The sequence below is a fragment of the Micrococcus sp. KRD070 genome (genome assembly GCF_017168435.1).
In the GTDB taxonomy this organism is placed as follows: domain Bacteria; phylum Actinomycetota; class Actinomycetes; order Actinomycetales; family Micrococcaceae; genus Micrococcus; species Micrococcus luteus.
This window is the reverse complement of sequence record NZ_JABFNH010000022.1, coordinates 28466-53099: the sequence shown is the minus strand read 5'-3', so window position 1 is coordinate 53099 and position 24634 is coordinate 28466. Positions and strand designations below refer to the sequence as shown.

At 72.1% G+C, this 24634-nt stretch carries 21 protein-coding genes, 2 tRNA genes, 1 other RNA gene and 2 pseudogenes; 14 read left to right on the top strand and 12 right to left on the bottom strand.

Features of this window, described 5'->3' with window-relative positions:
* Positions 1 to 275: pseudogene (locus J1M38_RS07905) on the top strand (ribonuclease HI); the annotation flags it as partial.
* Between the two features lie 34 nt (positions 276 to 309).
* Here J1M38_RS07905 and J1M38_RS07900 read toward each other — a convergent pair.
* On the bottom strand, positions 310 to 1107 hold the full coding sequence (locus J1M38_RS07900) for a YaaA family protein (protein WP_061873166.1): 798 nt from the start codon (positions 1105 to 1107) through the stop codon (positions 310 to 312).
* Between the two features lie 120 nt (positions 1108 to 1227).
* Between J1M38_RS07900 and J1M38_RS07895 the strand changes: the two genes are divergently transcribed.
* On the top strand, positions 1228 to 1542 hold the full coding sequence (locus J1M38_RS07895; RefSeq protein WP_061867832.1) for a hypothetical protein: 315 nt from the start codon (positions 1228 to 1230) through the stop codon (positions 1540 to 1542).
* A 21-nt stretch (positions 1543 to 1563) separates the two neighbouring features.
* On the opposite strand, the gene rnpB is transcribed toward J1M38_RS07895, so the two are convergent.
* An RNA gene (gene rnpB, locus J1M38_RS07890) (RNase P RNA component class A) lies at positions 1564 to 1942 on the bottom strand.
* A gap of 144 nt (positions 1943 to 2086) precedes the next feature.
* Between rnpB and J1M38_RS07885 the strand changes: the two genes are divergently transcribed.
* A complete protein-coding gene (locus J1M38_RS07885; protein ID WP_206481479.1) occupies positions 2087 to 3532 on the top strand; it encodes a glyceraldehyde-3-phosphate dehydrogenase in 1446 nt (481 codons plus the stop codon).
* An 82-nt stretch (positions 3533 to 3614) separates the two neighbouring features.
* Here J1M38_RS07885 and def read toward each other — a convergent pair whose 3' ends face one another.
* Both def and J1M38_RS07875 read right to left on the bottom strand, forming a co-directional pair.
* Positions 3615 to 4256, bottom strand: a complete 642-nt coding sequence (gene def / locus J1M38_RS07880; RefSeq protein WP_078026073.1) for a peptide deformylase — start codon at positions 4254 to 4256, stop codon at positions 3615 to 3617.
* A 94-nt stretch (positions 4257 to 4350) separates the two neighbouring features.
* Positions 4351 to 5025, bottom strand: a complete 675-nt coding sequence (locus J1M38_RS07875; protein WP_241246559.1) for a Crp/Fnr family transcriptional regulator — start codon at positions 5023 to 5025, stop codon at positions 4351 to 4353.
* Positions 5026 to 5214: 189 nt separating this feature from the next.
* On the opposite strand from J1M38_RS07875, the gene J1M38_RS07870 reads away from it, so the two are divergent.
* Both J1M38_RS07870 and J1M38_RS07865 read left to right on the top strand, forming a co-directional pair.
* Complete coding sequence (locus tag J1M38_RS07870; RefSeq protein WP_078026075.1) at positions 5215 to 5442, top strand: heavy-metal-associated domain-containing protein; 228 nt, start codon at positions 5215 to 5217, stop codon at positions 5440 to 5442.
* 136 nt (positions 5443 to 5578) lie between these two features.
* Positions 5579 to 7498 carry a cation-translocating P-type ATPase gene (locus J1M38_RS07865; protein WP_078026109.1) on the top strand — a complete coding sequence of 640 codons (1920 nt, stop codon included), beginning with the start codon at positions 5579 to 5581 and terminating at the stop codon, positions 7496 to 7498.
* On the opposite strand, the gene J1M38_RS07860 is transcribed toward J1M38_RS07865, so the two are convergent.
* On the bottom strand, positions 7414 to 7719 hold the full coding sequence (locus J1M38_RS07860) for an antibiotic biosynthesis monooxygenase (RefSeq protein ID WP_044659105.1): 306 nt from the start codon (positions 7717 to 7719) through the stop codon (positions 7414 to 7416). The genes J1M38_RS07865 and J1M38_RS07860 overlap by 85 nt on opposite strands.
* Positions 7720 to 7851: 132 nt before the next feature.
* Between J1M38_RS07860 and J1M38_RS07855 the strand changes: the two are divergent.
* Positions 7852 to 8031: pseudogene (locus J1M38_RS07855) on the top strand (MFS transporter); the annotation flags it as partial.
* A 746-nt stretch (positions 8032 to 8777) separates the two neighbouring features.
* Positions 8778 to 9986 (top strand): three-Cys-motif partner protein TcmP, encoded by a 1209-nt coding sequence (gene tcmP, locus J1M38_RS07845; RefSeq protein WP_078026076.1) that lies wholly within the window; start codon positions 8778 to 8780, stop codon positions 9984 to 9986.
* On the opposite strand, the gene J1M38_RS07840 is transcribed toward tcmP, so the two are convergent.
* Positions 9958 to 10713: a DUF5131 family protein gene (locus tag J1M38_RS07840; protein ID WP_010078876.1), complete on the bottom strand. Its 756-nt coding sequence runs from the start codon at positions 10711 to 10713 to the stop codon at positions 9958 to 9960. The two genes, tcmP and J1M38_RS07840, sit on opposite strands and share 29 nt — an antisense overlap.
* Before the next feature lie 137 nt (positions 10714 to 10850).
* Here J1M38_RS07840 and J1M38_RS07835 point away from each other — a divergent pair, with 137 nt between their 5' ends.
* The 3 genes from J1M38_RS07835 to J1M38_RS07825 all read left to right on the top strand — a co-directional run bounded on the left by J1M38_RS07835 (position 10851) and on the right by J1M38_RS07825 (position 12227).
* Positions 10851 to 11258 carry an ImmA/IrrE family metallo-endopeptidase gene (locus J1M38_RS07835; protein WP_010078875.1) on the top strand — a complete coding sequence of 136 codons (408 nt, stop codon included), beginning with the start codon at positions 10851 to 10853 and terminating at the stop codon, positions 11256 to 11258.
* 80 nt (positions 11259 to 11338) lie between these two features.
* A complete protein-coding gene (locus J1M38_RS07830) occupies positions 11339 to 11914 on the top strand; it encodes a hypothetical protein (protein WP_010078874.1) in 576 nt (191 codons plus the stop codon).
* Between the two features lie 40 nt (positions 11915 to 11954).
* A complete protein-coding gene (locus tag J1M38_RS07825) occupies positions 11955 to 12227 on the top strand; it encodes a DUF3263 domain-containing protein (protein ID WP_206481478.1) in 273 nt (90 codons plus the stop codon).
* A 99-nt stretch (positions 12228 to 12326) separates the two neighbouring features.
* Here J1M38_RS07825 and J1M38_RS07820 read toward each other — a convergent pair whose 3' ends face one another.
* The 3 genes from J1M38_RS07820 to orn all read right to left on the bottom strand — a co-directional run bounded on the left by J1M38_RS07820 (position 12327) and on the right by orn (position 14442).
* Complete coding sequence (locus J1M38_RS07820) at positions 12327 to 13517, bottom strand: site-specific integrase (RefSeq protein WP_206481477.1); 1191 nt, start codon at positions 13515 to 13517, stop codon at positions 12327 to 12329.
* Positions 13518 to 13636: 119 nt separating this feature from the next.
* Positions 13637 to 13712 (bottom strand) — tRNA-His (locus J1M38_RS07815).
* Positions 13713 to 13815: 103 nt separating this feature from the next.
* Positions 13816 to 14442: an oligoribonuclease gene (orn, locus tag J1M38_RS07810; RefSeq protein ID WP_036340216.1), complete on the bottom strand. Its 627-nt coding sequence runs from the start codon at positions 14440 to 14442 to the stop codon at positions 13816 to 13818.
* A 90-nt stretch (positions 14443 to 14532) separates the two neighbouring features.
* Between orn and mptB (J1M38_RS07805) the strand changes: the two genes are divergently transcribed.
* Together mptB (J1M38_RS07805) and mptB (J1M38_RS12050) are read left to right on the top strand one after the other, a co-directional pair.
* Positions 14533 to 16188 carry a polyprenol phosphomannose-dependent alpha 1,6 mannosyltransferase MptB gene (mptB, locus tag J1M38_RS07805; RefSeq protein WP_078026078.1) on the top strand — a complete coding sequence of 552 codons (1656 nt, stop codon included), beginning with the start codon at positions 14533 to 14535 and terminating at the stop codon, positions 16186 to 16188.
* Positions 16189 to 16238: 50 nt separating this feature from the next.
* On the top strand, positions 16239 to 19283 hold the full coding sequence (gene mptB / locus J1M38_RS12050; RefSeq protein WP_342356221.1) for a polyprenol phosphomannose-dependent alpha 1,6 mannosyltransferase MptB: 3045 nt from the start codon (positions 16239 to 16241) through the stop codon (positions 19281 to 19283).
* Between the two features lie 36 nt (positions 19284 to 19319).
* On the opposite strand, the gene J1M38_RS07790 is transcribed toward mptB (J1M38_RS12050), so the two are convergent.
* Positions 19320 to 20765, bottom strand: coding sequence for a DUF2079 domain-containing protein (locus J1M38_RS07790; RefSeq protein ID WP_061867776.1), 1446 nt, complete (start codon positions 20763 to 20765; stop codon positions 19320 to 19322).
* A gap of 115 nt (positions 20766 to 20880) precedes the next feature.
* A tRNA-Arg gene (locus J1M38_RS07785) sits at positions 20881 to 20954 on the bottom strand.
* Between the two features lie 198 nt (positions 20955 to 21152).
* Between J1M38_RS07785 and J1M38_RS07780 the strand changes: the two genes are divergently transcribed.
* Both J1M38_RS07780 and ettA read left to right on the top strand, forming a co-directional pair.
* Complete coding sequence (locus J1M38_RS07780) at positions 21153 to 21704, top strand: single-stranded DNA-binding protein (RefSeq protein ID WP_036381125.1); 552 nt, start codon at positions 21153 to 21155, stop codon at positions 21702 to 21704.
* A 98-nt stretch (positions 21705 to 21802) separates the two neighbouring features.
* Positions 21803 to 23485 (top strand): energy-dependent translational throttle protein EttA, encoded by a 1683-nt coding sequence (ettA, locus tag J1M38_RS07775; protein ID WP_063190229.1) that lies wholly within the window; start codon positions 21803 to 21805, stop codon positions 23483 to 23485.
* A 186-nt stretch (positions 23486 to 23671) separates the two neighbouring features.
* Here the strand turns inward: ettA and J1M38_RS07770 are convergent.
* A partial coding sequence (locus J1M38_RS07770; RefSeq protein WP_241246558.1) for an acyl-CoA thioesterase II occupies positions 23672 to 24634 on the bottom strand: 963 nt, incomplete at its 5' end.

Genomic DNA, 24634 nt, shown 5'->3' with positions numbered 1-24634 from the left:
GGACGTACCAGGGGGCGGGGGAGTACCTCGTGCTCGAGGCCGGGCCCGACGTCGCCGCGGGCGCCCACGAGCGCACCCGCCCGGGACTGAACCACCTGGCCTTCCGGGCCGGATCACGCTCCCGCGTGGACGAGCTCACCGCCGCCGCGCGCGGCCGGGGGTTCCGCCTGCTCTTCGAGGACCGCCACCCGCACGCCGGGGGAGCGGACCACTACGCCGCCTACCTCGAGACCGCGGACGGCTTCGAGGTGGAGCTGGTGGCCGTCGAGGACTGAGGCCGCGTCCGGGCGGACCGCGCCTCGTCCGGGATCATCCCTCGGGCAGGATCACCCGCAGCGCGCCGGGCTTGCCGCCGGACGGCCGGGCCAGCTCGACCTCCCAGCCGGGGCCGTCCCCGGCCCGCGCGACCACGTCCGCCACGCGGTCCAGCGTCGAGGTCTCCCGCGCCCCCGCCTCCAGGAGCGCGCGGGCCACGAGGCCGCGGGTGTGCTTGGCGAAGTGCGAGACGACGGTCCGCTCGCCGTCGCGCAGCTGGAACACGTCGACCGCGAGGGTCCGCTCCGCCGGTGCCCGCCACTGGGCCGCGTAGCCTCCGGAGCGGCAGTCGACGACGGGCCCGCCGTCCCGTGCGGCGAGCGCGTCGAGGGCGGGGGTCAGGACGGGGCGCCAGTGCGCGGCCAGCCCGGGCAGCCCGGGCAGCTTCGCGCTGACGGGCAGCCGGAAGGCGGGGATCCGGTCCGCCAGCGCGGTGGCGCCGAACAGCGCGGAGAAGACCAGCACGGACAAGCGGGCGCGGCGCTTCGCCGCCGCCGACAGCGAGGCGTGGTCGAGCGCGTCGAAGAGCACGCCCGTGAACACCCGGTGACCGGGCGCGGCGGGGGCGACGGCCAGGCGCGTGTTCGCCTCGACCTCGCCGGCGAGCGACGCTCCGACGCCGAGGGTCGTCAGGGCATCCGGGGCGGCCGAGACCGCGGCGAGCCGCGTGAGCAGGTCCGCGCGGGCGCCCGTCACCGCGGCGTCGTCGGCCAGGGCGAGGGAGTCGAGGTCGAGCGGGGCCCCGGAGCGGGGTGCGGTCTTGCCCTCGGAGGGCGGCAGCAGGATCAGCACCGGGCCAGCCTAGCCAGGCGCCCCCGGACCGACGCGCGGACGGGCCGGGCCGACGTCGTCGTCCGGACCTGGCACAGTGGTGGGGTCCGCACAGCCGCCCCGCATCCCAGGAGTCGCCCGATGACCGCCATGAACGTGTTCGGCGTGGTGTACCCGTTCGTCCTGCTCGTGATCGCGGCCGCCGTGTGGCTCGGGGTCCGCTCCAGCGGGCGGGAGCGCACGCACGCCTCCGCTCTGGAGCACCGCCTGCGGGAGCGCACCTTCACGGGGCAGGACCGCGTGACGCTCGAATGGCCCCGGGACCGGCGACACCCGAGCCTGGCGAAGGTCGTCTCGATCGGCGAGTCGTACGGGTACCGGCTGCTGGACAAGCGGGAGCGCGAGCACGTGGTGGAGCTCGAGTTCGAGCGGATCCTCGACGACGAGGGGTTCTGACCCCAGCCGGGGGCCGTGAGGCGGGACGGACCGGCTGTAAGCCGGGTTCTGTGCCTCGCGCGCGTTGCCCCGCGCGAGGTGACGGCCATCCATCTGGGCCCGCCATCGCTGACGGGCTCGAGCGGCCAACCCGGACGCTGGGGCGAGCAGCCCTCGTGACGCGTCCTGTTCGGCCTTGCACCGGATGGGGTTTACCGAGCCGGCCCCGTCACCGGGGCCGCTGGTGGTCTCTTACACCACCCTTTCACCCTTACCGCCGCGCACACGGCGCGGAGGCGGTCTTCTCTCTGTGGCACTGGCCCGCGGGTCGCCCCGGGTGGATGTTGTCCACCATCCTGCTCTGCGGTGCCCGGACTTTCCTCGCACCCCCGCAGGGGCACGCGGCCGTCCGCCGATCCGTCCCGACCGACCAGTGTACGCCCCGTCGCGACCGCAGGGCCGCTCCGGACGTGTCCTCGCCTAGAATGGCGGAGTCCGCCGACAACGAGGTCGGGGGATGGGGCCTGCCCAGGACGGCCCCGCCAGGTTTCAAGGAAGGACTCCCGTGGCAGACACCGCCTCGACCCAGACCCCTGAGTGGAACACGCAGCAGAAGCTCGCGGAGAAGATGGTCCCCCTGCTGGGCACCCTGTACCGCGAGCACAACGTGGTCACCTCGATCTACGGGCGCTCCCTCGTGAACCGCGGCGTGATCGACATCATCAAGGCCCACCGCTACGCCCGCCGCGTGCAGGAGGCCCCGCTGAGCGTCGAGTCCACCTACCCCCTGGTCGAGGCCATGGCTGCGATGGACCTGGGCGCCGCCACCATCGACCTGGCCGAGCTGGCCGCCAAGCAGAAGGCCTCGGGGCAGGACGTCCAGGCCTTCCTGGACGCCGAGCTCGCCGAGGTCAAGGGCAAGGCCGGTGAGGGCCTGGGCGAGACCCAGGACGTCGTGCTCTACGGCTTCGGTCGCATCGGCCGCCTGCTGGCCCGCATCCTCCTCGACCACGCCGGCGGTGGCTCCAAGCTGCGCCTGCGTGCCGTCGTCGTGCGCAAGAACTCGGAGGACGACCTGATCAAGCGCGCCTCCCTGCTGCGCCGCGACTCGATCCACGGCCCGTTCGACGGGACGATCGTGGTGGACGAGGACCGCGACGTGATCACCGCCAACGGCACTGAGATCCAGGTCATCTATTCGAACGACCCGACCACGGTGGACTACACCTCCTACGGCATCAAGGACGCGCTGGTCGTCGACAACACCGGACGCTGGCGCGACGACGAGGGTCTGTCCCAGCACCTGCAGGCCAAGGGCGCCGCGAAGGTCCTGCTGACCGCCCCGGGCAAGGGCGAGATGAAGAACATCGTGTACGGCGTGAACTCGGACGACATCACGCCCGAGGACACCATCATCTCGGCGGCCTCCTGCACCACCAACGGGATCACCCCGGTGCTCAAGGTCATCCAGGACGACTACGGCATCGACCACGGCCACGTGGAGACCGTGCACGCCTACACCAACGACCAGAACCTCGTGGACAACTTCCACAAGGGCGCCCGTCGTGGCCGTGCCGCCGGCATGAACATGGTGCTCACCGAGACCGGCGCCGCCAAGGCCGTGGCCAAGGCCCTGCCCGAGCTCAAGGGCAAGCTCTCCGGCAACGCCATCCGCGTCCCCACCCCGGACGTGTCCATGGCCATCCTGAATCTCGAGCTGACCAAGCCCACCTCGGTGGAGGAGCTCAACGCCCGCCTGAAGCAGGAGTCCCTCACCGGCCCCCTGCGCGGCCAGGTCGGCTACGTGGACTCCCCGGAGGTCGTGTCCACCGACTTCGTCGGCTCGGACCGCGCCGGCGTCGTGGACGGCCTGGCGACCCTCGTGAACAACGACGGCAAGAACGCGATCCTCTACGTCTGGTACGACAACGAGTACGGCTACTCGCACCAGGTGATCCGCGTGGTGGAGAAGATGGCGGGCCAGCAGGTCCCCGCCTTCCCGCAGGCCTGACCCGCCGATGACCGACGGCCCGTCCCCGCGGAGGGGACGGGCCGTCGTCGTGTGCCGACCGGGTCGGACGTGGAGCCGAGGCTCAGGCCTCGTCGTCCCCGTGGTCGCCGTCGGGGCCGTGCTCGTGGTCTTCGTGGTCGTCGGCGTCGTGGCCGAAGGGGTCCTCGTCCGTGCCGGGCAGCCACGTCACACCGGGCACGTTCAGACGCTCGGCCCGCTGCGCGCGCTTCCAGCGCCGCTGCCATTTGCCCTCGAGCCGGTTCACGTAGAGGGTGCCGTTGAGGTGGTCGTACTCGTGCTGCATGATGCGCGCGAACCAGCCCTCGGCCTCGAACTCGAACATCTCGCCGTCCACGCGCTGGCCGGACAGGCGCACGCGGGTCGGGCGCTGCAGGGGGAAGCCGAGCCCGGGCACCGAGAGGCAGCCCTCGGTGTGCTCGTCCGGGTGCGGCTCCTCCCGCGGCGCCTTGTCCAGGTGGGTCAGCACGGGGTTGATCACGTGGCCCACGTTCGGCGCGTCGCCGGAGTCCGGGAACGTCCACGTGAAGATCCGCAGCCCGACCCCGACCTGCGGGGCGGCCAGGCCCACGCCGTGCGCGGCTTCCTGCGTGACGTACATGTCCTCGATCAGCTCGCGGATCTCGTCGTCGATCACCTCCACCTCGGCCGCGCGCCTGTGCAGCACGGGCTCGCCGTAGACGGTGACGGGACGGATGGAGGCCATGGCACTGCGCTTCCCGGCCCGGGCTGCGGGCCTGCGTGGGTAGGAGGACGGGGGAGTCCCCAGCCTACCGCCGGGGACACCACGACGACGGCGGTCATTCCGCGGCGAGGGCCTCCAGCGCATCCGGGTCCAGCAGCGTCACCCGCGGGCCCTCGATGGCGATCAGGCCGTCGTCGGCGAGGCGGCGCAGCCCACGGCTGAACGCCTCGGGGGTGGTGCCCAGCAGCGAGGCGACGTCCTTCTTCGGCGCGGCCAGCACCACGACGAGGTCGGCCTCGTCCCGAAGGGCCGGCAGGCCGAGCAGATGTCCGGCGATCCGCGCGGTGACAGGCTGATGCTCCCGGGCCAGCCGTTGTTCAGCCTCGGCCAGGCGGACGGCCAGCGTCCGCATCACGCGTCCCCCGATGCCCGGATGCTCGGCCAGGAGTCGGGCGACCTCGGCGTGGGAGAAGGTGCACAGGCGGGTCGCGGCCACGGCGCGCGCCCCGTGCCGGGCCGGCTCGCCCGTGAGGAACTCGTGCTCGCCCACGGAGTCGCCGGGCTCGACCATCCGCACCACGCGTTCCCGGCCGGTCGCTGAGCCGAGCGTCAGCGCCAGGCGGCCGCTGTGCACGACGCACAGGCGGTCCGTGCGGTCACCGGCCAGGTGCAGGGCATCGCCGGCCTCGAGCACGAGCGGCCGCGCCAGGGCGGAGACCCGGCGCAGCTGCTCCAGATCCAGCCCGGTGAACAGCGGGACCCGGGCCGCGCACGGCTCTGGTTCGTCCATGGGGGCGAGGGGCAGGTCCATACGCACGCCATCAGCATCCCACACGGCGGCTTGACCGCGGTCAAGGCGGGCCCGCCGTCTCCTTCGTAGCGTCAGTGACATCCCCGGAGGCCGGGGATCGGACCGGGCACCCGCCCGTCCGCTCAGCCTCATCGGCGGCCGCGCCGGTGACGACCCACAGGAGTGACCATGACCGCCACCACGCACATCCTGCTCCGCGCCGAGGGCTTCAGCTGCCCCTCGTGCGTCCGGAAGATCGAGAAGGCCCTCGACGCCCTGCCCGGCGTGACCGGCGCGCAGGTCCACTTCGAGACCCAGCGCATCGAGGTCGACCACGACCCGCAGACCACCACTGCCCAGGACCTCGTCGAGGCCGTCGCCAAGGTCGGCTACACCGCCCGGCCGTCGGCCTTCTGACACCGCCCCGCCCCCGACGAACGGAGTCCGCCATGTCCACCCCCGACGAACGGAGTCCGCCATGTCCACCCCCGCCGTCACACGTCCGGGCCGCCCTCGTGCCCGGTTCGCGTTGTCCCGCCGCTGGCGGCGCCCCGTGGTGGCCGGCCTGCTGATCGCCGTCTCGCTCGTGCTGGCGCCCGAGCAGCTGGCCCACGGGACCGGACACCTCGTGGCGGCGGGCCTGATGCTCGCCGCCGCCGTCGTGGCCGGCCTGCCGATCGCGCGCGACGCGATCGCCGCCCTGCGGGTGAAGACCGTCGGCATCGACCTGCTCGTCGCCACCGCCGCGATCGGCGCGTCACTGCTCGGCAATTTCTGGGAGGCCGCCGCGGTGACCTTCCTCTTCGCCCTCGGCCACGCCCTCGAGGACGCGACCCTGTCTCAGACTCGCTCGGCGCTCGCGGACCTCGTCTCCACGGCGCCCGAGACCGCCGTCGTCGTGGACGCAGACGGGACCCAGCGCACCGTGCCTGCCCACGAGGTGGCCCCCGGCGCGACCGTCCTCGTCAAGGCCGGCGCTCGGGTGCCGGTGGACGGCGTGGTGCTCACCGGGGTCGGCGCCGTGGACGAGGCATCCATCACGGGCGAGTCCATCCCGGCGGAGAAGACCGACGGTGACGCCATGTACGCGGGCACCGTCGCCACGGCCGGCCTGCTGCAGGTGCAGGCCCGGGGCGTCGGCGCCGACACCACGCTGGCGCGCATCATCCACCGCGTCGAGGCGGCGCAGGAGGCCCGTGCGCGGACCCAGCAGTTCATGGACCGCTTCTCCCGCTGGTACACCCCGGCGATCATGGTGCTGGCCTTCGCTACCGGCCTGATCACGCGGGACGTCCCCCTGGCCCTGACCCTGCTGGTCATCGGCTGCCCGGGCGCCCTCGTGATCTCCATCCCGGTCGCGATCGTGGCAGGGATCGGCCGCGGCGCCAAGGACGGCGTGCTCATCAAGGGAGGGGAGTTCCTTGAGCGCTCCGCGAAGGTCGACGCCGTCGCCGTCGACAAGACCGGCACCCTCACGTCGGGCACCCCCGAGCTGACAGACGTCGTCGCGTTCGAGCCCGGGGCCGAGGACGAGGTGCTGCGCTGGGCCGCACGGCTCGAGGCGGCCTCGGACCACCCGCTGGCCGCGCCGATCGTCGCGGCAGGCCGGGACCGCGGCCTGCTGGACGGCCCGCTGGCCACGGATGTGGACGTCGTCCTCGGCCGCGGGCTCACCGGAGAGGTGGACGGCCGCGTCGTCGCCGTGGGCAACGTGGCGATGCTGCGCGAGCGCGGCGTGGATCCGGCCGCGACCGACCGGGTCGAGACCGTCGCGGCCGAGCTCGCGGAGGCGGGCCGGACCCCGGCGGCGGTCGTCGTCGACGGCATCCCGCTCGGCGTCCTCGCCATCGCAGACACCCTCCGGCCCGAGGCCGCGGGCATGATCCGGGCGCTGCACGGGATCGGCGTCCGCGAGGTCGTGATGCTGACCGGCGACCATCCCGGCGTCGCGCAGGCCGTGGCCCGGCAGGTGGGCGTCGACGACGTGCGGGCGGGCCTGCTGCCCCAGGACAAGCTCGAGGCGATCGAGGCCCTGCAGGCCGAGGGCCGCGTCGTCGCGATGGTCGGTGACGGCGTCAACGACGCCCCGGCCCTGGCGACGGCGGACATCGGCGTGGCCATGGGCGCGGCCGGCTCCGGTGTGGCCATCGAGACCGCGGACATCGCCCTGATGGGCGACCGGCTCGAGCGGCTGCCGCAGGCGCTCGATCTGGCCCGGCGCACGGTGCGGGTGATGCGGCAGAACATCGCGATCTCCCTCGTCACCGTCGTGGCCCTGCTGGCCGGCGTCTTCGCCGGCGGCGTCACGATGGCCGTCGGCATGCTCGTGCACGAGGCGTCCGTGCTGCTGGTCATCGTGAACGCGATGCGCCTGCTGCGGCGCCCGGGTCAGCCCAGGTCCACGACCTCGAACTCGAGCAGGTCGGCGCCCGTGGCGACCGGCGCCGGGCGGCCGCCCTGCTCGGCGGCGTGAGCGGCGGGCATGCGCCCGTCCCGCCAGCGCCGGAAGTCCTCCTCCGACGCCCACGTCGTGACCACGAAGTAGCGGTCCTCGCCCGCGGTGGGCCGGAGCAGCTGGAAGCCCTCGAAGCCCGGCTCCTGGTCCACCGCGTGCTTGCGGGCGGCGAACCGCTTCTCGAGTTCCGGGCCGGCGCCCTCGGGGACGCTGATGGCGTTGATCTTCACGACGGACATGGGCTGGCCTCCTCGTCGGCGGGGGTGCGGCGTCGGGTCGACGCCCTCACCGGCCGACTCTACGCCAGGCAGCGGACCGGGGATCCGTCGAGCGGTTGATGCCCGGCGGCGTCGTCCCTGCGACGCTGAGCCGTGGAACCGGCCGCCGTGGGACCTCGGGCGGTCCCGCTCGCCATCATCGGCGACCTGCACTTGGACCTCACTGACGCGCAGTGGGTGAACAGCCTCTATGCCGTGCTGCTGGCCGCCCTGTTGCTCTCCACCGGCAACCTCGCGGACCGATGGGGTCGCAAGCGGCTCTTCCTCACCGGGTCCGCGCTGATCGCCCCGTATCCGCGCCGCCCTGCGGCACAACACCCCCTTTGTTGCTACCGTTTCGGTGTCCACTTCCACGCAACAGCGGGTGTCCGAGGTCGGTTGCTCCCCTTGGCATCGCACCGCAGATTGGTCGCCATGAACGACATGCACTCGCTGGGCCGACTGATCGCCCCAGCCCAGGAGCGGAACGGCTGGTCCCTCAGCGACCTCGCTGCCCGCGCCGACCGCGCGGGGTACGACATGAGCCACGCCAGCTTCGCGCGGCTCAAGTCCACCCCGGTCACCTCGATCAAGGGCGAGAACATCACGATGCTCGCGCTCGTGCTGAGGGCGCCCGTGGCCCACGTGGTCACCGCAGCGCTGGAGTCCATAGGAGTGGAGCTCGACTCGGCTCTTCACCCGTCGGTCCTCGACGTCGTTCAGGAATCCCCTGACCTATCGACGTATGACCAGGAGCTGCTCGCTGCAGTCCTGCGGGTCATGCTCGACCGACGTAGGACGGACCACCATGACGAGCGCGACCACGCAGACCAGGATCAGGACCGCGAGCGCGGCACGGCCGAGCGCGGGGGAGCGCGCGGCGGTGACGCTGGCGCTGAACAAAAGACCGCGGCGGCCGACGCGCCGGCCGACTTCGATCTGGCAGCACACCCCGACTTCGAGCTGACCCGCGACCGGCAGGCCCGGGAGTGGGGCGACGTCGGGGAAGAGAACCAGGACCCGGGCGACGAGGCCGGCGCATGAGCGCCAACACGAACTTCTTCACGTCGCAGCAGCCCGCCGCGGTCTTCAAGCTCAAGGTGCTGGAGGACTACCTCACACCGTGGGCCATGAAGGTTGCTAGCAAGGCCCCTCGGGAGGTGGCCTATGTCGATGGCTACGCCGGCGCGGGGCAGTACGACGACGCGCACAAGGGGTCGCCGCTCTACGCGGTGGACATCGCACGCAAGCTTGCAGCGCAGAACCGCATCATGCACATCCACCTCGTGGAGCGAGATAGGGCTCATGCGGAGACCCTCCGGCACGCGGTCGCCGCGCAGGGGCAGGGGGCCGGTCCCGTCTATCTGCACCACGGCGCCGTGGAGGAGCAGATCGACGCGATCCTCAACGACATCGGCACCCGCCCAGCTCTGTTCTTTCTCGACCCGTTCGGCACGGCCCTGCCGTACGACGTCGTCGCCTCGAAGCTGCTCCTGCGGCCAGCGCGGTCGACCGAGGTCCTCTTGAACTTCAGTCTCTCCACCGTGTGGCGCATCGGAGGGATCGTCCGGAAGGGAGCCTCCGCCTCAAGTGGCGAGACCGTCACCCTCCTCCGCGGTGACCGTTTTCTTGGTGGGCCGTGGTGGCGGGAGGTCTTCGCTGAGGCTCGGCGGCAGGCTGACGTGAGTGGCGACAGCTCCTCCGCCGCTACAGCCGCCTCCTACGTGGCGCGCGAGTACATGCAGCGCATGACCGGAGAGACCGCCCACAACGTCATCTCCGTCCCAATCCGCCGGACCCCGTCTGAGGGGCCGATCTTCACGCTGATGCTCTTCTACCAGCACTTCGCTGCGCCCATGCTCTTCGCTGACGCCGCGGCTCGGGCTCACAGGAAGTGGCGGCAGGTCAACTCCGAGAACTACTACCAGGGACTGCTCAACGACACCCAGGGGTCGCTCTTCGACCTGCAGGAGACGTTCGACCAGCAGGTGGTCGCAGAGCAGACCGACGTCAGAAACCGGGCCATCGCCGCTATCCAGACGAGGCTCTCGTCTCACCTCGGTCAAGGCCAGGCGGTGCGGATCTGCGACGACGTGCCCCACTGGCTAGGCGAACACCTCGGCACGGCAGGCGCCTCAGAGGTACGGCAGGCCATCAAGAATCTCCAGAAGGCCGGGATCGCCCAGGGCTACACCAAAGACATGGTGGATGGGCGCGCGGTCATCCTGCCAGCGCGGCGCGGGAGGTAGGCATCTCGTCCCAGGTGCGCCCCTCCAAGAGCCGCCCGTTGGCCTTAGGCGTCCGCCCACCCCACTGCTTGAAGAAGAACGCCACGTCGGCAGACACGCATTGGTCGCGGATGTCCTCCACCCAGGCCTGGTCCATGGGGCGATGGTTCGCACCAGACTCGCCGCCCGCGATGACCCAGTCGATGCCGGCCAAATCCAGATCCCGCAGGGGTCCGATGAGGGGCTCGCAGGAGAGGAACCGGACCGCTGCCGGCACCTCGCGGAGATGGTCGATGCGGCCCGTCACAGTCTCGTCCTCCACGGAGACGCCCATCCACAAGTTGGCCGGCCAGTCGAGGCGATCGGCTAGACGGGCCATCCGCAGTGAGCGCTTCGTCAGCGCCTGATATGTGTGCTGCGGCGTCTCGCGCATGACGTCGAAGATGTCCCGGATGAACCCCAACGGAACTTTGGCGTGGAAGAGATCGCTCATGGAGTTCACGAACACCACGCGCGGGGCCTTCCACGAGCGGGGCTGGCCCAGGGCCTTCGGATGGAGGGTGACGCCAAACCCGGGGCCGGACGTCACCGGGTTCCCATCGTTCTGGTACTTCTCAGCACCCATCGCCTTGAGCCGCTTGGCTAAGGTCAGCGCGTAGCAGTTGTCGCAGCCGGCCGCCACGCGGTCGCAACCGGTCACGGGGTTCCACGTCACCTCGGTCCACTCAATCGCTGAGGTGTTCGCCATCGCGATCGCTCCTTCCCTGGAAGACCTGCTCCAGTCGAACAGATGTTCGACCCTTTGTCACGCAGGCGCGCTCAGTCCACCACAGTCCAGCTCGTGCTCACCCATACCGTGTCCGTCCCCACAACGACGATGGTCGCATGTTCCACCCCTGGCGGGCGCTGCGCACGCTGACGCACGTCGTCGTGGTCTGGGCCCGCCCACACCCGACGGCGCCAGCCGCGACCGATGGCGCGACGGTGATCTGGCTCGACCCCCGCATGACGCAGGCCGAGCGGCGGTGCGCGCTCACCCACGAGCTCGTGCACCTCGAGCACGGCCACCGCGGCTGCCAGCCGCCGGCCGTCGAGCACGCCGTACGCGCGGCCGCGGCCCGGCAGCTGATTACGCTCGAGCAGCTCGCCGACGCCCTGCCTTGGTCCATGAGCCTGGACGAGCTCGCCGACGAACTGTGGGTGACCCCGCTCGTGCTTACCGACCGACTGGCCGGCCTCACCCGGACCGAGCGGGAGCATCTCGCCGCGTTGGCCACCGAGCACTCTGCCTGAGCGCCTGCTAGGCGGGGGCCATCGGCTAGGTCAGAATCAAGGCAACGCGCCGCGCAGGGCGCACCACCAAGGAGGGCGACATGGCGAAGACGACCAAGTACACGGCGGAAGTGTCAGAGGGGCGAGACGAGCTGCTCGACGGCAAGACGATCGCACGCCTACGCACCATCGCAGTGAAGAACCAGCGCGGCGAGACCGTACGGGAGCTCAAGGCCGCGGACAACGACGAGGACGTGCGCGCGAAGCTGCGCGCCGCGGGCTACACCCTCAAGGACTGGGCCGGCGGCACTACGCCCGCCACCCTGGAGCGTGGGCGCAACCCGCTCGTCGCGGGCTGCCTCTGGCCCCTCGTGGCCGTGATGGCACTGCTCGCGTGGGCAATCTTCTCTGCCTTCAACAACGCCAGCCCTGACGAGCCGGAGGAGTGGGACGCGAAGATTGCCTGCCAGACCCTCGTCAAGGAGAAGCTGCGCGCCCCCAGCACCGCCAAGTTCTCCCGCGAGACGGCATCCGGGGGGCCGAAGGCATGGACAGTGACCGGAGCGGTCGAAGCGGAGAACGCGTTGGGCGGCACGGTTGGGCACCGGTACTCCTGCTCGGTGACCTTTACCGGCGACGACGAGTACCGCGGAACGGCCACCATCACGGACCGCTGATCCCACGTACTACGTCCACCCCCGGGCGTACCGTCCCGACATGACCACCACCACCCAGGCGCCCGCGTGCGCCGGCCACCTGTCCGTTCGTGACCACAAGGCGCTGCAGCTGTGGGGGCGGCGGTGGCGGCACGGGGCCGCGCGTGACCGGGCCGCTGAGCATCTGGTCGGGTTGCAGGGCACGGCGCTGGCGATGCGCGTGGCCACGCTCGCCGAGGACCCGGTGGCGATCGCCGCCTACCCGGTGATCACGCGGCGGGCCCGGGAGGCTCGGCAGACCCGCGAGCGCGCGGTACGGGTGCCAGCTGCTTAACGTGTCCGCCCCCTCGGGGAGCGTGGAGGCCGCGAAGGGAAGCGCAAGAGAGGCCCCGTCCAGCAGCCAGCTGGACGGGGCCTCTCGCTGCGCCAGGGGTCAGGCGCCGGGGGGAGGCTCCCAGCCGATCGCGTCGACCGCGGCACGCTGGGCGTCCAGCAGCAGGTGCGCGTACACGCGGGAGGTGGTCTGCAGCGACTCGTGACCGAGGCGGTGCTGGACGACCTGTGCGGGGACCCCATCCATGAGGGCCCACGAGGCGAACGTGTGCCGCAGGCTGTGCGGGGTCAGGTGCTTGGCGATCCCGGCGGCCGCGAGCGCCGGCTTCCAGTGGCGCTCGACGAAGTTCGTGCGGTGGATGACGCCGCCGCCGGGGACGGTCAGGAGGAACTCGTCGGCGGCACGGCCGGCGGCCAATGGCTCGAGTGTTTCGACGGCCCAGTCGGGGAGCATGATCGTGCGGCGGCCGCGGGCGGTCTTGGGGACGCCGAGGACGGCGCCCTCCTTGCCCTTCTTCCAGGCGCGGCGCACGTGGATGACGCTGGCTGCGACGTCGAGGTCGCGGACCTGCAGGGCGGTGGCCTCGCCCCAGCGGGCGCCGGTGACGAGCAGGACGATCAGCAGCGGCTGGTACGACTCGGATATGGCTGCGTAGAAGCGCGCCCACTCGGCTCGGCTGAAGATGCCGCGCTCCTCCTCGACGTCGTCGTCGGGCAGGTCGGCGCCGCGCGCGGGGTTGGCTGGCAGGATGCCCTCCTGGACGGCGAGGCCGAGGACCGCGGAGAGCAGGGCGTGCGCGTTGCGGACCGTCTTCGGAGACACCGTGGCCAGCGGCGGCTCGGGCCGCGGGGGAGTGGCGGCCGCGGCGCGGGCGGCGGCCGCGCGCCAGCGGGCCGTGGGCTGCTGCAGCTGCCACCGGATCCACTCGGCCACCGTGCGGCGGTCGATCATGTCCACGGGCAGCTCGCCGAGGCGGGGCAGGAACGTGCGCGCGGCCTCTGCCTCGTACCCGGCCAGGGTGCCCGGGGTGCAGCGGAGCCCGCGGTGCTCGATGTACCGCGGGAAGAACTCGGCGAGCGTGGGCATGCCCGGGGCACTGTCCACCTGGGCCTCGAGGATCCGGCGGGCCACCGTGGGCCCCTGCCGCGGGTCCTCCACGATCGCCTTGACGCGCTGGGCGCCGGCCTCGCGGGCGAGGGCCGGCAGCCACTGGAACCGGCCGGCCTCGTAGAAGCCGACCCGGTACGTGGTCCGGCCGGCCTTGTTCGTGCGCGTCTGGATGGTAGCCAACGCATCTCTCCTGGTGCTCTCCGATGATGTGCGTACCCCGTGGGGACCGAGCACTACCCAACAGCACTACCAAGACGAGATAAGGCCCGGAATCATCCGCATGATTCCGGGCCTTACGGTGGGGTGAGCGACGGGGATTGAACCCGCGACCTTCTGGACCACAACCAGACGCTCTGCCGACTGAGCTACGCCCACCATGCCTGCCTCACACGGACGGATCCGCGCGGCGCAGCGGGGTCCACAGTACACGAGATCCCGCGCAGCGCCGAATCGGGGCGGCGAGGCCGGGGGTGACGGCTCAGGCCTGCGCCCCGGACACCACCTCCGCGATGGCGCGGGCCTCCTCCGTGGTGGGGCCGGGGGCGGGGGCCATGACGGCGGCCCGGTAGTAACGCAGCTCGGTGATGGAGTCCTTGATGTCCCCGAGGGCGCGGTGGCCGCCGGTCTTGGCGGGGGCCTGGTAGTAGGCGCGCGGGTACCAGCGCCGGGCCAGCTCCTTCACGGTGGACACGTCCACGATCCGGTAGTGCAGGTGGTCGACGACGGCGGGCATGTAGCGGGCGAGGAACAGCTTGTCCTGGCCCACCGTGTTGCCGGCCAGCAGGCCCTTGCCGGCGGGCACGCGGGCGGCGATGTACTCGAGGACGCGCGCTGCGGCGTCGTCGAGCTCGAGACCCTCCGCCAGCTCCGGCAGCAGGCCGGAGGTGGTGTGCATGTCCCGGACGAACGGGTCCATCTGCTCGAGGGCCGCCGCGGAGGGACGGATCACCAGGTCGATGCCTTCGTCCAGGATGTTCAGCTCGGCGTCCGTGATGAGCACCGCCACCTCGACGAGCTCGTCGACCTGGGGGTGCAGGCCGGTCATCTCGCAGTCGATCCAGACCAGGGGGGCGCTCTCCGGCGTGGGGGTGCTCGTCTCGCTCATGCCCCCAGGCTACTCGCGTGTCACGATGGTAGATTCGAGCGAGCCGCGCCCTCGCGCGCCCTCGCAGGACCGCACGGAAGGACCCGTCGCATGAGCGTGTCGACCCCGCGTCCGTCCGGGTCCACGGCCCACCGGCCGGAGTACGTCGGCGTCGGCGGCCTCCGCGCGGACCCCCAGGTCGCCGGCGCGGACTGGTGGCCCATCCTGGTGGGGACCCTCGGCTCCCTCCTCCTGGTGGTGGGCTCGTACTCCGTCGGCTGGCTGGCCTCGGCCTCCCCGATCAATCGCTGGCAGTGGCTGATCCCGTGGCGCACCCAGGAGACCGGCGTGCTCGCCGGCGCGGCGCTCCTCACCCTCGGCTGCTGGGTGATGTTCTGGGCCTGGCTGCGCCTGGGCCAGACGATCCGCCCCTTCGGTCGCGGCGCCCTGCGCACGGTCAACCTCGCCACCGTCCTGTGGTGCCTGCCCCAGGTCGTGGCCCTGCCGATCTTCAGCCGGGACATCTTCGCCTACGTGGGACAGGGCCGTCTCATGGAGGCGGGGCAGGACCCCTACGTGGACACGATCTCCTCGCTGTCCAACTGGTTCCAGCTCGGAGCGGACGCCACCTGGGCGGACTCCGAGACCCCGTACGGTCCGATCTTCCTGTGGATCGAGCAGGCCGTCGTCGCGATCTCGGGGGACATGAACCCGGACCTGGCGATCTTCCTGTTCCGCCTGGTGGCGGTGGCCGGCGTCGCGCTGATCATGGTCTTCGTGCCGCTGCTCGCCCGCAGGATGGGCGTCAACGATGCGTGGGCGCAGTGGATCAGCGTCGCCAACCCGCTCTTCACCATCAGCTTCGTCGCGTCCGGGCACAACGACGCCCTCATGGTCGGCCTCGCCCTGGCCGGCACGTGGTGCGCGCTGCGCGCCGGGCATCCGCTCCGCCCCCAGCGGCCCGGGCAGTCCGTCGCGTGGGGGGTGGCCGGCGTCGTGCTGGTCACCCTATCCCTGGGCATCAAGCCCATCACCCTCGTGCTGCTCCCGTTCATCGGCCTGCTGTGGGCCGGCCCGACGGCCCGATGGCCGCGCCGGTTCGCCTTCTGGGCCCTCACCGCCGGGATCTCCTTCGGCCTCATGGCCCTGGTGGGCGTGCTCAACGGCTTCGGCTTCGGCTGGGTGGCCGTGATGGTCGGCACGGGCACGGGCACCGTGCCGTGGGGGCCGATCGGCATGCTGTCCCTCATCACGGTGGGGGCGAGCGAGCTCCTCGGGCAGGGGGCGGACGTGCAGGCCGTCGAGGGGGTGTACAAGACCGCCGGACGCGTGCTCTCGGTGCTCATCGTGCTGGCCCTGATGTTCCTCGGCCGCCAGGACCGCGTGATGACGCGCATGACCTGGGCGTTCACCGCGCTGGTGATCCTCTCGCCCATCATCCAGCCCTGGTACCTGTTGTGGCTGCTCCCGTTCTTCGCCGTGATCGGCATCCGGGACAACTGGCAGATCAAGTGGGTCGTGTTCACGGTCGGCTACTTCCTGGCGTTCGGCGCGTCGGACCAGCTCTTCACCTGGCAGTTCCTGGACATCGCGGACCAGGTCAAGGCCGTGTCCCTGATCGTCTCCGCCGTGTGTCTGCTGTGGATCCTCGTCGTGGACCGCCGCACCAGCCGGTTCGTGAAGGACCACTGGCACGTGCGCCCCGCCGTGCGCGCCGGCCTGGCCCGGCTCCGTGGCGCCCCTCGACCCGTGGAGCCGGGGGAGTGAGGCCCGCCGCCCCCGCGACGACCGGCGCCCGAGGGCCCCGTCCGAGCCGCGTGGCGGCGCAGCCCGAGCCGGAGGCGGCCGTCCGCCGGGGCACGTGGGCGTCCGTGCTCATCACGGTGGGCTCCTGGGGCGTGGGGTGGCTGCCGATGACGCCCGACTCGGTGTTCTCCGGCACCACCCTGCTCAACCCGCTGCGGGTCTACCTTCCCGGCGTGCTGCTCAGCACCGTGCTGCTGGCCGCCGGCTCGCTGCTCCTCGTCCGATCCTGGCTCGAGCTGGGGCGCGCGCTGCGGGGCCGCTGGGAGGAGCACGGCCGCCTGGTGGCCCGGGCCGCCTGGTGGTGGTCCGCCCCGCTGATGCTCGCGCTGCCGATCTTCTCCCGCGATGTGTTCTCCTACCTCCAGCAGGGCCGGCTCCTCGCGTCGGGTCTCGACCCGTATTCCCAGGGCGTGTCCGCCCTGCCCGGCTGGTTCATGCAGGGAGCGGACTCCATCTGGGCCGAGTCCCCGTCCCCCTACGGGCCGCTGTTCCTGCTGTTCGCCGAGACGACGTGGCGGGCCACGGGCGGCAACATCGAGCTCTCCGTCACGGCGTTCCGGCTCCTGGCGCTCGCGGGCCTGGCGCTGTGCCTGTGGGCGGTGCCGCGGCTGGCCGCCGTCGCGGGCCGATGCGGGGTGTGGGCCACGTGGGTGGCCGTGGCGAACCCACTGTTCCTGCTCTACATGATCGCCGGCGCCCACAACGACGCGCTGATGTCGGGGCTGATGCTCGCGGGCATCCTGCTCATGGTCCGCCCGCCCCGCCGCCGCGTGCATGCGCTGTGGGGGATCGTGCTGATCGCCCTGTCCGTTGCGATCAAGCCCCTGACAGCTTTGGTGCTGCCCTTCGTGGCCCTGCTCCTGCCCACCGGCTGGGCCCGGTTCCGCGCGGCCGATCCGCGCCTGCGCCGGCGGGACCGGCTCGGCCCGTGGTTCACGACGGCGGTGATCTCCCTGGCCGTCCTCACGATCCTCGGCGCCGGCTCCGGCCTCTGGTTCGGCTGGGTCCCGGCCATGCTCACGAGCGGGGACGCGGCGTTCCCGTATGCCCCCGTGGGCCTGCTCGGCCTGCTGCTCGGCGCGGTCGTCGAAGCCGTGACGCCCCTGGGGGCGCGCGACGTGGCCGCGGCCTTCTACACCGCGATGACGGTGTCGGCCCTCGGCTTCACGGCCTGGCTGGCCCTGCGCCGCCGGCCCCTGGACCCGGTGTTCAGCGCGGCGGCCGTGCTCGTGGTGGCCGTCGCCACCGCCCCGATCGTCCAGCCGTGGTACCTGCTCTGGGTCCTGCCGCTGCTGGCGTGCGCCCTCCGCCCGCTGCCGTGGGGCGCCGACCATCCCCGCTGGCTCGGGTGGGTCACCGCGCTCGCGGTCCTGTTGCTCACCGGCGTCGGCGTGGTGGACCAGCTCTCCGTGGCGCAGTGGCTGCCGGTCCTGGCCGTCCGCGTGTTCACCCTGGTCCTGATGCTCGCGGGGATCGGATGGATCATCCACCGCGATCCCGTCACCGCGCCCCTGTTCCCCGGGCGGCGGCGTCCTCCCCTGGAGGTGGTCGAGCCGCGGGCCGCGGCGGCGTCGCCGACGCCTCCGGAGGCGGGCGTGCCGCCGGACGCGCCGCCCGACGGGCCGCCGTCGACCGCCGCGCACCCCGCCTCCTCGTCCACCCGCATCCCCCAGGAGAGACCCCCCCGCAGTCCCGCCCCGTCCCGTCCGAGCGGCCGCTGGGTCGGCCTGCTCGTCGGCCTGACCGTGGTGGCCGCCGCCGTCGGCGTGCTGACCAAGCAGTGGTGCCGCGTGAACGGCTGGGCGGCCCCCGGCGTGCACGCGCACATGTGCTATTCGGACTTCGCCCAGCTGTTCCCCACGCGGGGCCTCTCGGACGGCCACTTCCCCTTCTACACGCCGCTGCCGCCCGAGCAGTGGATGGAGTACCCGGCGTTGCTGGCCGTGGTCGCGGGTGTGACCATGTGGCTCGTGCCCGCCTCCGGCGACCTGCACGAGCGCACCGTGACCTACTTCGACGTGAACGCGATCGGCGTGGTGCTGTGCTGGATCGTGCTGGTCGTCGCGACCGCGTACACCGCGCGCGGTCGCTCCCGGGACGCCCTGCTCGTGGCCCTGGCCCCGGGGATCATCCTGACCTCGATGCTCAACTGGGACCTGTGGGCCGTGATGCTGGCCGCCCTGGCCCTGTGGGCGTGGACGGCGGGCCGTCCGACCCTCGCCGGCCTGCTCATCGGGCTCGGCACCGCCACGAAGCTCTACCCGCTGTTCTTCTTCGGCGCGATCTTCGTGCTGGCGCTGCGCACGGGCCGCTGGGCCGGGTTCGTGAAGGCGGCCCTGGCCGGGGCCGCGGCCTGGCTCGCGGTGAACCTCCCGTTCATGCTGACGGCGTTCGACCAGTGGTCGCGCTTCTACACGTTCTCGGGGGACCGCGCGGTCTCCTTCTCCTCGACCTGGCTGGCGCTGGCCTGGACAGGATGGTCCGGGGAGACGTTCACGACGCTTCAGAACGGCCTGTTCCTGGTGTGCTGCGTGGGGATCGCCTACCTCGCCCTCGCGGCGCGGCACCGTCCGCGCATGGCCCAGCTGTGCTTCCTGATCGTGGCGTCCTTCATCCTGTGGGGGAAGGTGTACTCGCCGCAGTTCGTGATGTGGCTGATCCCGCTCGTGGTCCTCGCGACGCCGCGGTGGCGCGCGTTCTGGATCTGGCAGGCCGTGGAGGTCTACCACTGGGGCGGGGTGTGGATGGAGTCGGCGCGCATCACCTCCGACGGGGCGTTCGCCGGCGGCGCCTGGTGGATCACCGCCTGGTATGCCTCGGGGATCGTGGCGCACATCGTCGCCCTCGTGTGGCTCATGACCACGGTGGTCAAGGACATCCTGGACCCCGTCCGCGACCCGGTGCGCCGCACCGCACTCGACCAGGGGGCCCCCGAGATCGCCCCGGGGGTGGCCGAGGACCCGCACGCCGGCGTCTTCACCGGTGCCCGTGACCGACTGCTCCTGCCCCCGGCCGGACTCGGCCTGCAGCCACTCGGCGAGTCCGCGGGCCGCTGACGGCGGAGCGGGTCCGCCGGCGCCGTGGGGTTCCGCTCAGCGGTGCTCGAGGTACGTCGTGCAGGTGGGCGAGACCGCGCGGTCCGGGTGGTGCAGGACGACGACGTCGCCCGCGGACCAGACCCGCTCGAAGCCGAGCCGCTCGGCGCGGGCCAGCGCCTGCTCCGGGGTGAGGGGGTCCCAGCCGCCGAGCTCGGGCACCGAGGTGTCCACGATCATCCACGTGGCCAGCTCGTCGCCGATGTCCCCGTGCAGCCCGACGTGGGTGCGGGCCGTCAGGTGCGGCACGGCGTTGTCGGCGGCCTCGACGCACACCCCGTCCGGGATCAGCCCGACCGCGTGGTCGAGGTCGCGGGCGTGCTGCGTCATCGTCATGTCGCCGGCGATCGTGCGGTGCAGCGGGTACACCTGCGGGAAGAACGCGGTGCCGATCAGACCGGCGGCCAGTGCCGCGGAGACGAGGACGGCGGGCAGCCGGCGCAGCGTGTCCCGGCGTCCGGCCAGCCGGTGGGCCGCCTCGAGCGCGGCCATGAGCAGCAGCGGGGCGAGGATCGCGTCGTACTGGTACACGGGGGCCCACACGTTGAGGCGGTCGTTGAACAGCCGCGAGAGCAGGATCGGCAGGGCCATCAGCGTGAGCGGGCTCAGGACCGGCAGGAACAGCAGCGGGACGAAGTGCAGGAGCCAGAGGGCCACCTTCAGCGGGTGGTCGAACAGCACCGCGACGGCGTTCCACGGCTGGGTCAGCAGGAACAGGACCGAACTGCGCATGTCCGGGCCCAGGGCGGTGAACTGCCAGTAGCCGAACGCGCCGGTGGGGGAGTAGTGGGGGATCACCACGGACGTGGCGAACCAGTAGCCGAGCACGCCCAGCACGGCGGTGACCGCGGCCTGCGGCCAGAAGCGACGGATCGCCATCACCAGGGCCACGGCCAGCAGGGTCACGCCCATGTCCTCTCGGACCGTGAGCAGCAGCGCCGCCAGGCCGGTGGCGAGCCACGCCCGCTGCCCGTCCAGGGCCCACACGAGCCAGGCGAGGATCGGCACGCCGAGGGTGACCTCGTGGAAGTCCCAGTTCACCATCGCCTGGAAGGGCCAGGAGAGCAGCAGGGCGGCGACGGCGGCCAGGGCCACCCCGTGTCCCGCGCGACGACGGGCGAACAGGTACACCGGCACGGCGGACGCGGCGAGGGCCAGCGCCATGACCACGCCGAGCATGCGGGGGTCCGGCCATACCCAGTAGAAGGGCGCCAGCAGCGCGAGGATCGGGTGGAAGTGGTCGCCGAGGATGTGGAAGTCCACGCCCTTGACGGAGCTGAGGGGGGCGTTGAACAGCGCGTACTGCCGCACCACCTGGTCGAAGATGCCCAGGTCGTAGCCCTTGGCCTCGTAGGTGGCGTACCGGAGGAAGGAGTGCGTCACGTACAGGGCCGCGGCCGCGACGAGCAGGGCGGCCAGCTGGACGCCCTCGCGACGGGTCACACGGACCTCGGGGACGGCGGGTCGCGGGGCGCGGAGCCAGGAGCGCAGACGGTCCAGGACGGTCTCCTTCGGGCGGTCGTCGGGCGTGCTCGGACGGCTCCGCCCCTGGTCTGGGTGCCCCAGGAGGGATTCGAACCCCCGACCGGCGGATTAGAAGGCCGCTGCTCTGTCCAGCTGAGCTACTGGGGCTGGGCCGTGTCAGTCTAACGGCCGCCGGCCGCGGCGCCGTCGGCTCCTGCACAGTCGCCCGGGGACCTCCGCGCGTCCCCAGACCGGCCCCGATCCTGCCGGGGTGCCCCGCGGTGGGGTTGTCTGGCCATGGCGGATCAGCCGATGCGCCGACGACTCGCCCCGGCGCCCACCGGGGCCCAGCCCAGGAGGCACACCATGCAGGACCTCATCACCGTGCGCGGCTTCGTGGCCACGGACCCCGCCACCCGCCACACCGCATCGGGGGCCGCCGTGACCGGCTTCCGCCTGGCCACCACCGAGCGGCGCTTCGACCGCGAGACCGCCGAGTGGGTGGACGCCCACACCAACTGGTACAGCATCTCGGCGTTCGGCCAGCTCGGCTCGAACACCGCCCAGTCCGTGAAGAAGGGCAACCCCGTGATCGTCACCGGTCGACTCCGGGTCCGCGACTGGTCCTCGGGCGAGCGCTCCGGCACGTCCGTGGACGTGGTGGCGGACGCCGTCGGGCTGGACCTGGGCTTCGGCTCGGCGGCGTTCCAGCGCAGCCAGCGCGCGGCCGTGCCGCGCCCCGAGTCGGCCCCGCGCGACGACGACGCGTCGGGCGGGCGGGCCGGCGCGGTCGGCGACGGGTTCAGCGCGGGCCTGCCGGACGGGTTCCAGGGTGGCGACGCCCCGGCCTCGCCCGGCCCGGACGAGTCGGACGCGGGCGCCCCCGGGCGCGAGCCGGCGGCGGCCGGCGTCGCCTGACCACGGGGCGGCACGGAGCACGGAGGGGGAGCGGGCTCGGTGGTCGCGGGATCGGCACGATGAGTGGAATCCCGCGGCCACCGACTAGCCTGGGCCGCATGGCGGAATTCATCTACACGATGGTCAAGGCCCGCAAGAAGGTGGGCGACAAACTGATCCTGGACGACGTCACCATGTCGTTCTACCCCGGGGCGAAGATCGGCATGGTCGGCCCCAACGGCGCCGGCAAGTCGACGATCCTGAAGATCATGGCCGGGCTGGACGAGCCCTCGAACGGCGAGGCGCGGCTCTCTCCCGGCTACTCGGTGGGCATCCTGATGCAGGAGCCCAAGCTGGACGAGTCCAAGACGGTGCTCGAGAACGTCCAGGAGGGCGTCGGCGAGATCTACGGCAAGATCCAGCGCTACAACCAGATCTCCGAGGAGATGGCGAACCCGGACGCGGACTTCGACGCCCTCATGGGGGAGATGGGCGAGCTGCAGTCCGCCATCGACGCCGCGGACGCGTGGGACATCGACTCCCAGCTCGAGCAGGCGATGGACGCCCTGCGCACGCCCCCGGGGGACGAGCCGGTCACGAACCTCTCCGGCGGCGAGAAGCGGCGCGTCGCACTGTGCAAGCTGCTGCTGGAGAAGCCCGACCTGCTCCTGCTCGACGAGCCCACCAACCACCTGGACGCCGAGTCCGTGCTGTGGCTCGAGCAGCACCTGGCCTCCTACCCGGGCGCCGTCATCGCCGTCACCCACGACCGGTACTTCCTCGACCACGTCGCGGAGTGGATCGCGGAGGTCGACCGCGGCCGCCTCTACCCGTACGAGGGCAACTACTCCACCTACCTGGAGACCAAGCGTGCCCGCCTCGAGGTGCAGGGCAAGAAGGACGCCAAGCTCGCCAAGCGCCTGGCCGAGGAGCTCGACTGGGTCCGCTCCAACACGAAGGGCCGTCAGGCGAAGTCCAAGGCCCGCCTGGCCCGCTACGAGGAGATGGCGGCCGAGGCCGAGAAGACCCGCAAGCTGGACTTCGAGGAGATCCAGATCCCGCCGGGCCCGCGGCTGGGCACCGTCGTGATCGAGGCCAAGGACCTGAAGAAGGGCTTCGGGGACCGCGTCCTCATCGACGGCCTGTCCTTCTCCCTGCCCCGCAACGGCATCGTCGGCGTGATCGGCCCGAACGGCGTCGGCAAGACCACCCTGTTCAAGACCATCGTCGGCCTCGAGCCCCTGGACGGCGGTGAGCTGAAGATCGGCGAGACCGTGAAGATCTCGTACGTGGACCAGTCTCGCTCCAACATCGACCCCGAGAAGTCGCTGTGGGAGGTCGTCTCGGACGGCCTGGACTACATCAAGGTCGGCAACGTCGAGATGCCCTCGCGCGCCTACGTGTCCGCGTTCGGCTTCAAGGGCCCGGACCAGCAGAAGAAGGCCGGCGTGCTCTCCGGCGGTGAGCGCAACCGCCTGAACCTGGCCCTGACCCTCAAGGAGGGCGGCAACCTGCTGCTCCTCGACGAGCCCACCAACGACCTCGACGTGGAGACCCTGACCTCCCTCGAGAACGCGCTGCTCGAGTTCCCGGGCTGCGCCGTCGTCGTCTCGCACGACCGCTGGTTCCTGGACCGCGTGGCCACCCACATGCTGGCCTACGAGGGCACCGCGGAGGACCCGGCCAACTGGTACTGGTACGAGGGCAACTTCGAGTCCTACGAGGCCAACAAGGTCGATCGGCTCGGCCCCGAGGCCGCCCGCCCGCACCGGATGACGCACCGCAAGCTCACGCGCGACTGAGCCGACGCGCCCCCGGGCGCCGCGCCGACGACGGCCCGCCGCGATCACGTGATCGCGACGGGCCGTCGTCGTGCCGGGACGAGTGCACATCGGCCGCCATGAACGGCCCGCGCGCGGCGCGGACGTCGAGCCGCCTCACCCGTGGCAGGGCCCGATCGGCAGCCTCACCCCCGTGGAACCGCCGGGTCAGCGCCGCCAGCTGCGGCGCAGCACCGTCCGCATGGCCATGCGCTGGGCCGCGCCACGAACCCGCGCCCGCCGGGCGGCGGCCCCCTCGGGCAGGCGGACCATGCCCTCCTGGGCGACCGTGGCCACGAGCGTCCCGTCCTCGGTGAACACGGCGCCCGTGCCGAGGCCGCGCGCGCCCTGGGCGCTGGGGGAGTCTTGGACGTAGAGCAGCCACTGGTCGACGCGGGCGGGCCGGTGGAACCACATCGCGTGGTCGAGGGAGGCCGCGGACATGCCGGGCTGGATCCAGGCCACGCCGTGCTGCCGCAGGATCGGCTCGAGGAGCGTGTAGTCCGAGGCGTAGGTGAGCGCCGCCAGGTGCAGCGCGGGGTCGTCCGCCAGGGGCGTGAAGGTCTTCATCCACACCATGTTGCGGTTCTCGGTCTCCGCGGCCGGGTCCACATAGATGGCCGGGGTGACGTGGCGGATGTCGAACGGTCGGGACCAGGCCCACTCCTGGGCCACGGGGTGGTTGATGCCGCCCAGCACGTCCGCCGTCGTGGGCAGGTCCTCGGGCCGGGGCACTCCCTCCGGCATGGCCACCTGGTGGTCCAGCGCGCTGCCGGCGGGCTCCTGGAAGGAGCAGGTCAGGGCGAGGATGGCCTTCTCGTTCTGGGAGGCCAGCACCCGGCGGACGGAGAAGGAGCGGCCGTCCCGCAGCGTCTCGACGGTGAACGTGATGGGCTGCAGCGCGTCCCCGGGGCGGATGAAGTAGCCGTGGAGCGAGTGGGCGGGGCGGGCGGCCGGCACCGTGCGGGAGGCGGCCGCCAGAGCCTGGGCGAGCACCTGGCCGCCGAACACCCGGCCGTGCGTCTGGCGGGGGGTCGTGCCCGTGAAGCGGACCTGACCCGTCACCGGGTCCGGCGCGGCCGGCGTCAGCTCCAGGATCCCGCGCAGCACGTCGGTGGGGTCCTTCGGGGC

Coding starts and splice junctions, on each gene's coding strand:
- J1M38_RS07875 (WP_241246559.1), bottom strand. CDS start 5,025: ATGGACGAACCAGAGCCGTGCGCGGCCCGGGTCCCGCTGTTCACCGGG.
- tcmP (WP_078026076.1), top strand. CDS start 8,778: ATGAGCGCCAACACGAACTTCTTCACGTCGCAGCAGCCCGCCGCGGTC.
- J1M38_RS07830 (WP_010078874.1), top strand. CDS start 11,339: ATGGCGAAGACGACCAAGTACACGGCGGAAGTGTCAGAGGGGCGAGAC.
- orn (WP_036340216.1), bottom strand. CDS start 14,442: ATGAGCGAGACGAGCACCCCCACGCCGGAGAGCGCCCCCCTGGTCTGG.
- J1M38_RS07780 (WP_036381125.1), top strand. CDS start 21,153: ATGCAGGACCTCATCACCGTGCGCGGCTTCGTGGCCACGGACCCCGCC.
- J1M38_RS07835 (WP_010078875.1), top strand. CDS start 10,851: ATGTTCCACCCCTGGCGGGCGCTGCGCACGCTGACGCACGTCGTCGTG.
- ettA (WP_063190229.1), top strand. CDS start 21,803: ATGGCGGAATTCATCTACACGATGGTCAAGGCCCGCAAGAAGGTGGGC.
- J1M38_RS07895 (WP_061867832.1), top strand. CDS start 1,228: ATGACCGCCATGAACGTGTTCGGCGTGGTGTACCCGTTCGTCCTGCTC.
- J1M38_RS07825 (WP_206481478.1), top strand. CDS start 11,955: ATGACCACCACCACCCAGGCGCCCGCGTGCGCCGGCCACCTGTCCGTT.
- J1M38_RS07870 (WP_078026075.1), top strand. CDS start 5,215: ATGACCGCCACCACGCACATCCTGCTCCGCGCCGAGGGCTTCAGCTGC.
- mptB (WP_078026078.1), top strand. CDS start 14,533: ATGAGCGTGTCGACCCCGCGTCCGTCCGGGTCCACGGCCCACCGGCCG.
- J1M38_RS07860 (WP_044659105.1), bottom strand. CDS start 7,719: ATGTCCGTCGTGAAGATCAACGCCATCAGCGTCCCCGAGGGCGCCGGC.
- J1M38_RS07840 (WP_010078876.1), bottom strand. CDS start 10,713: ATGGCGAACACCTCAGCGATTGAGTGGACCGAGGTGACGTGGAACCCC.
- def (WP_078026073.1), bottom strand. CDS start 4,256: ATGGCCTCCATCCGTCCCGTCACCGTCTACGGCGAGCCCGTGCTGCAC.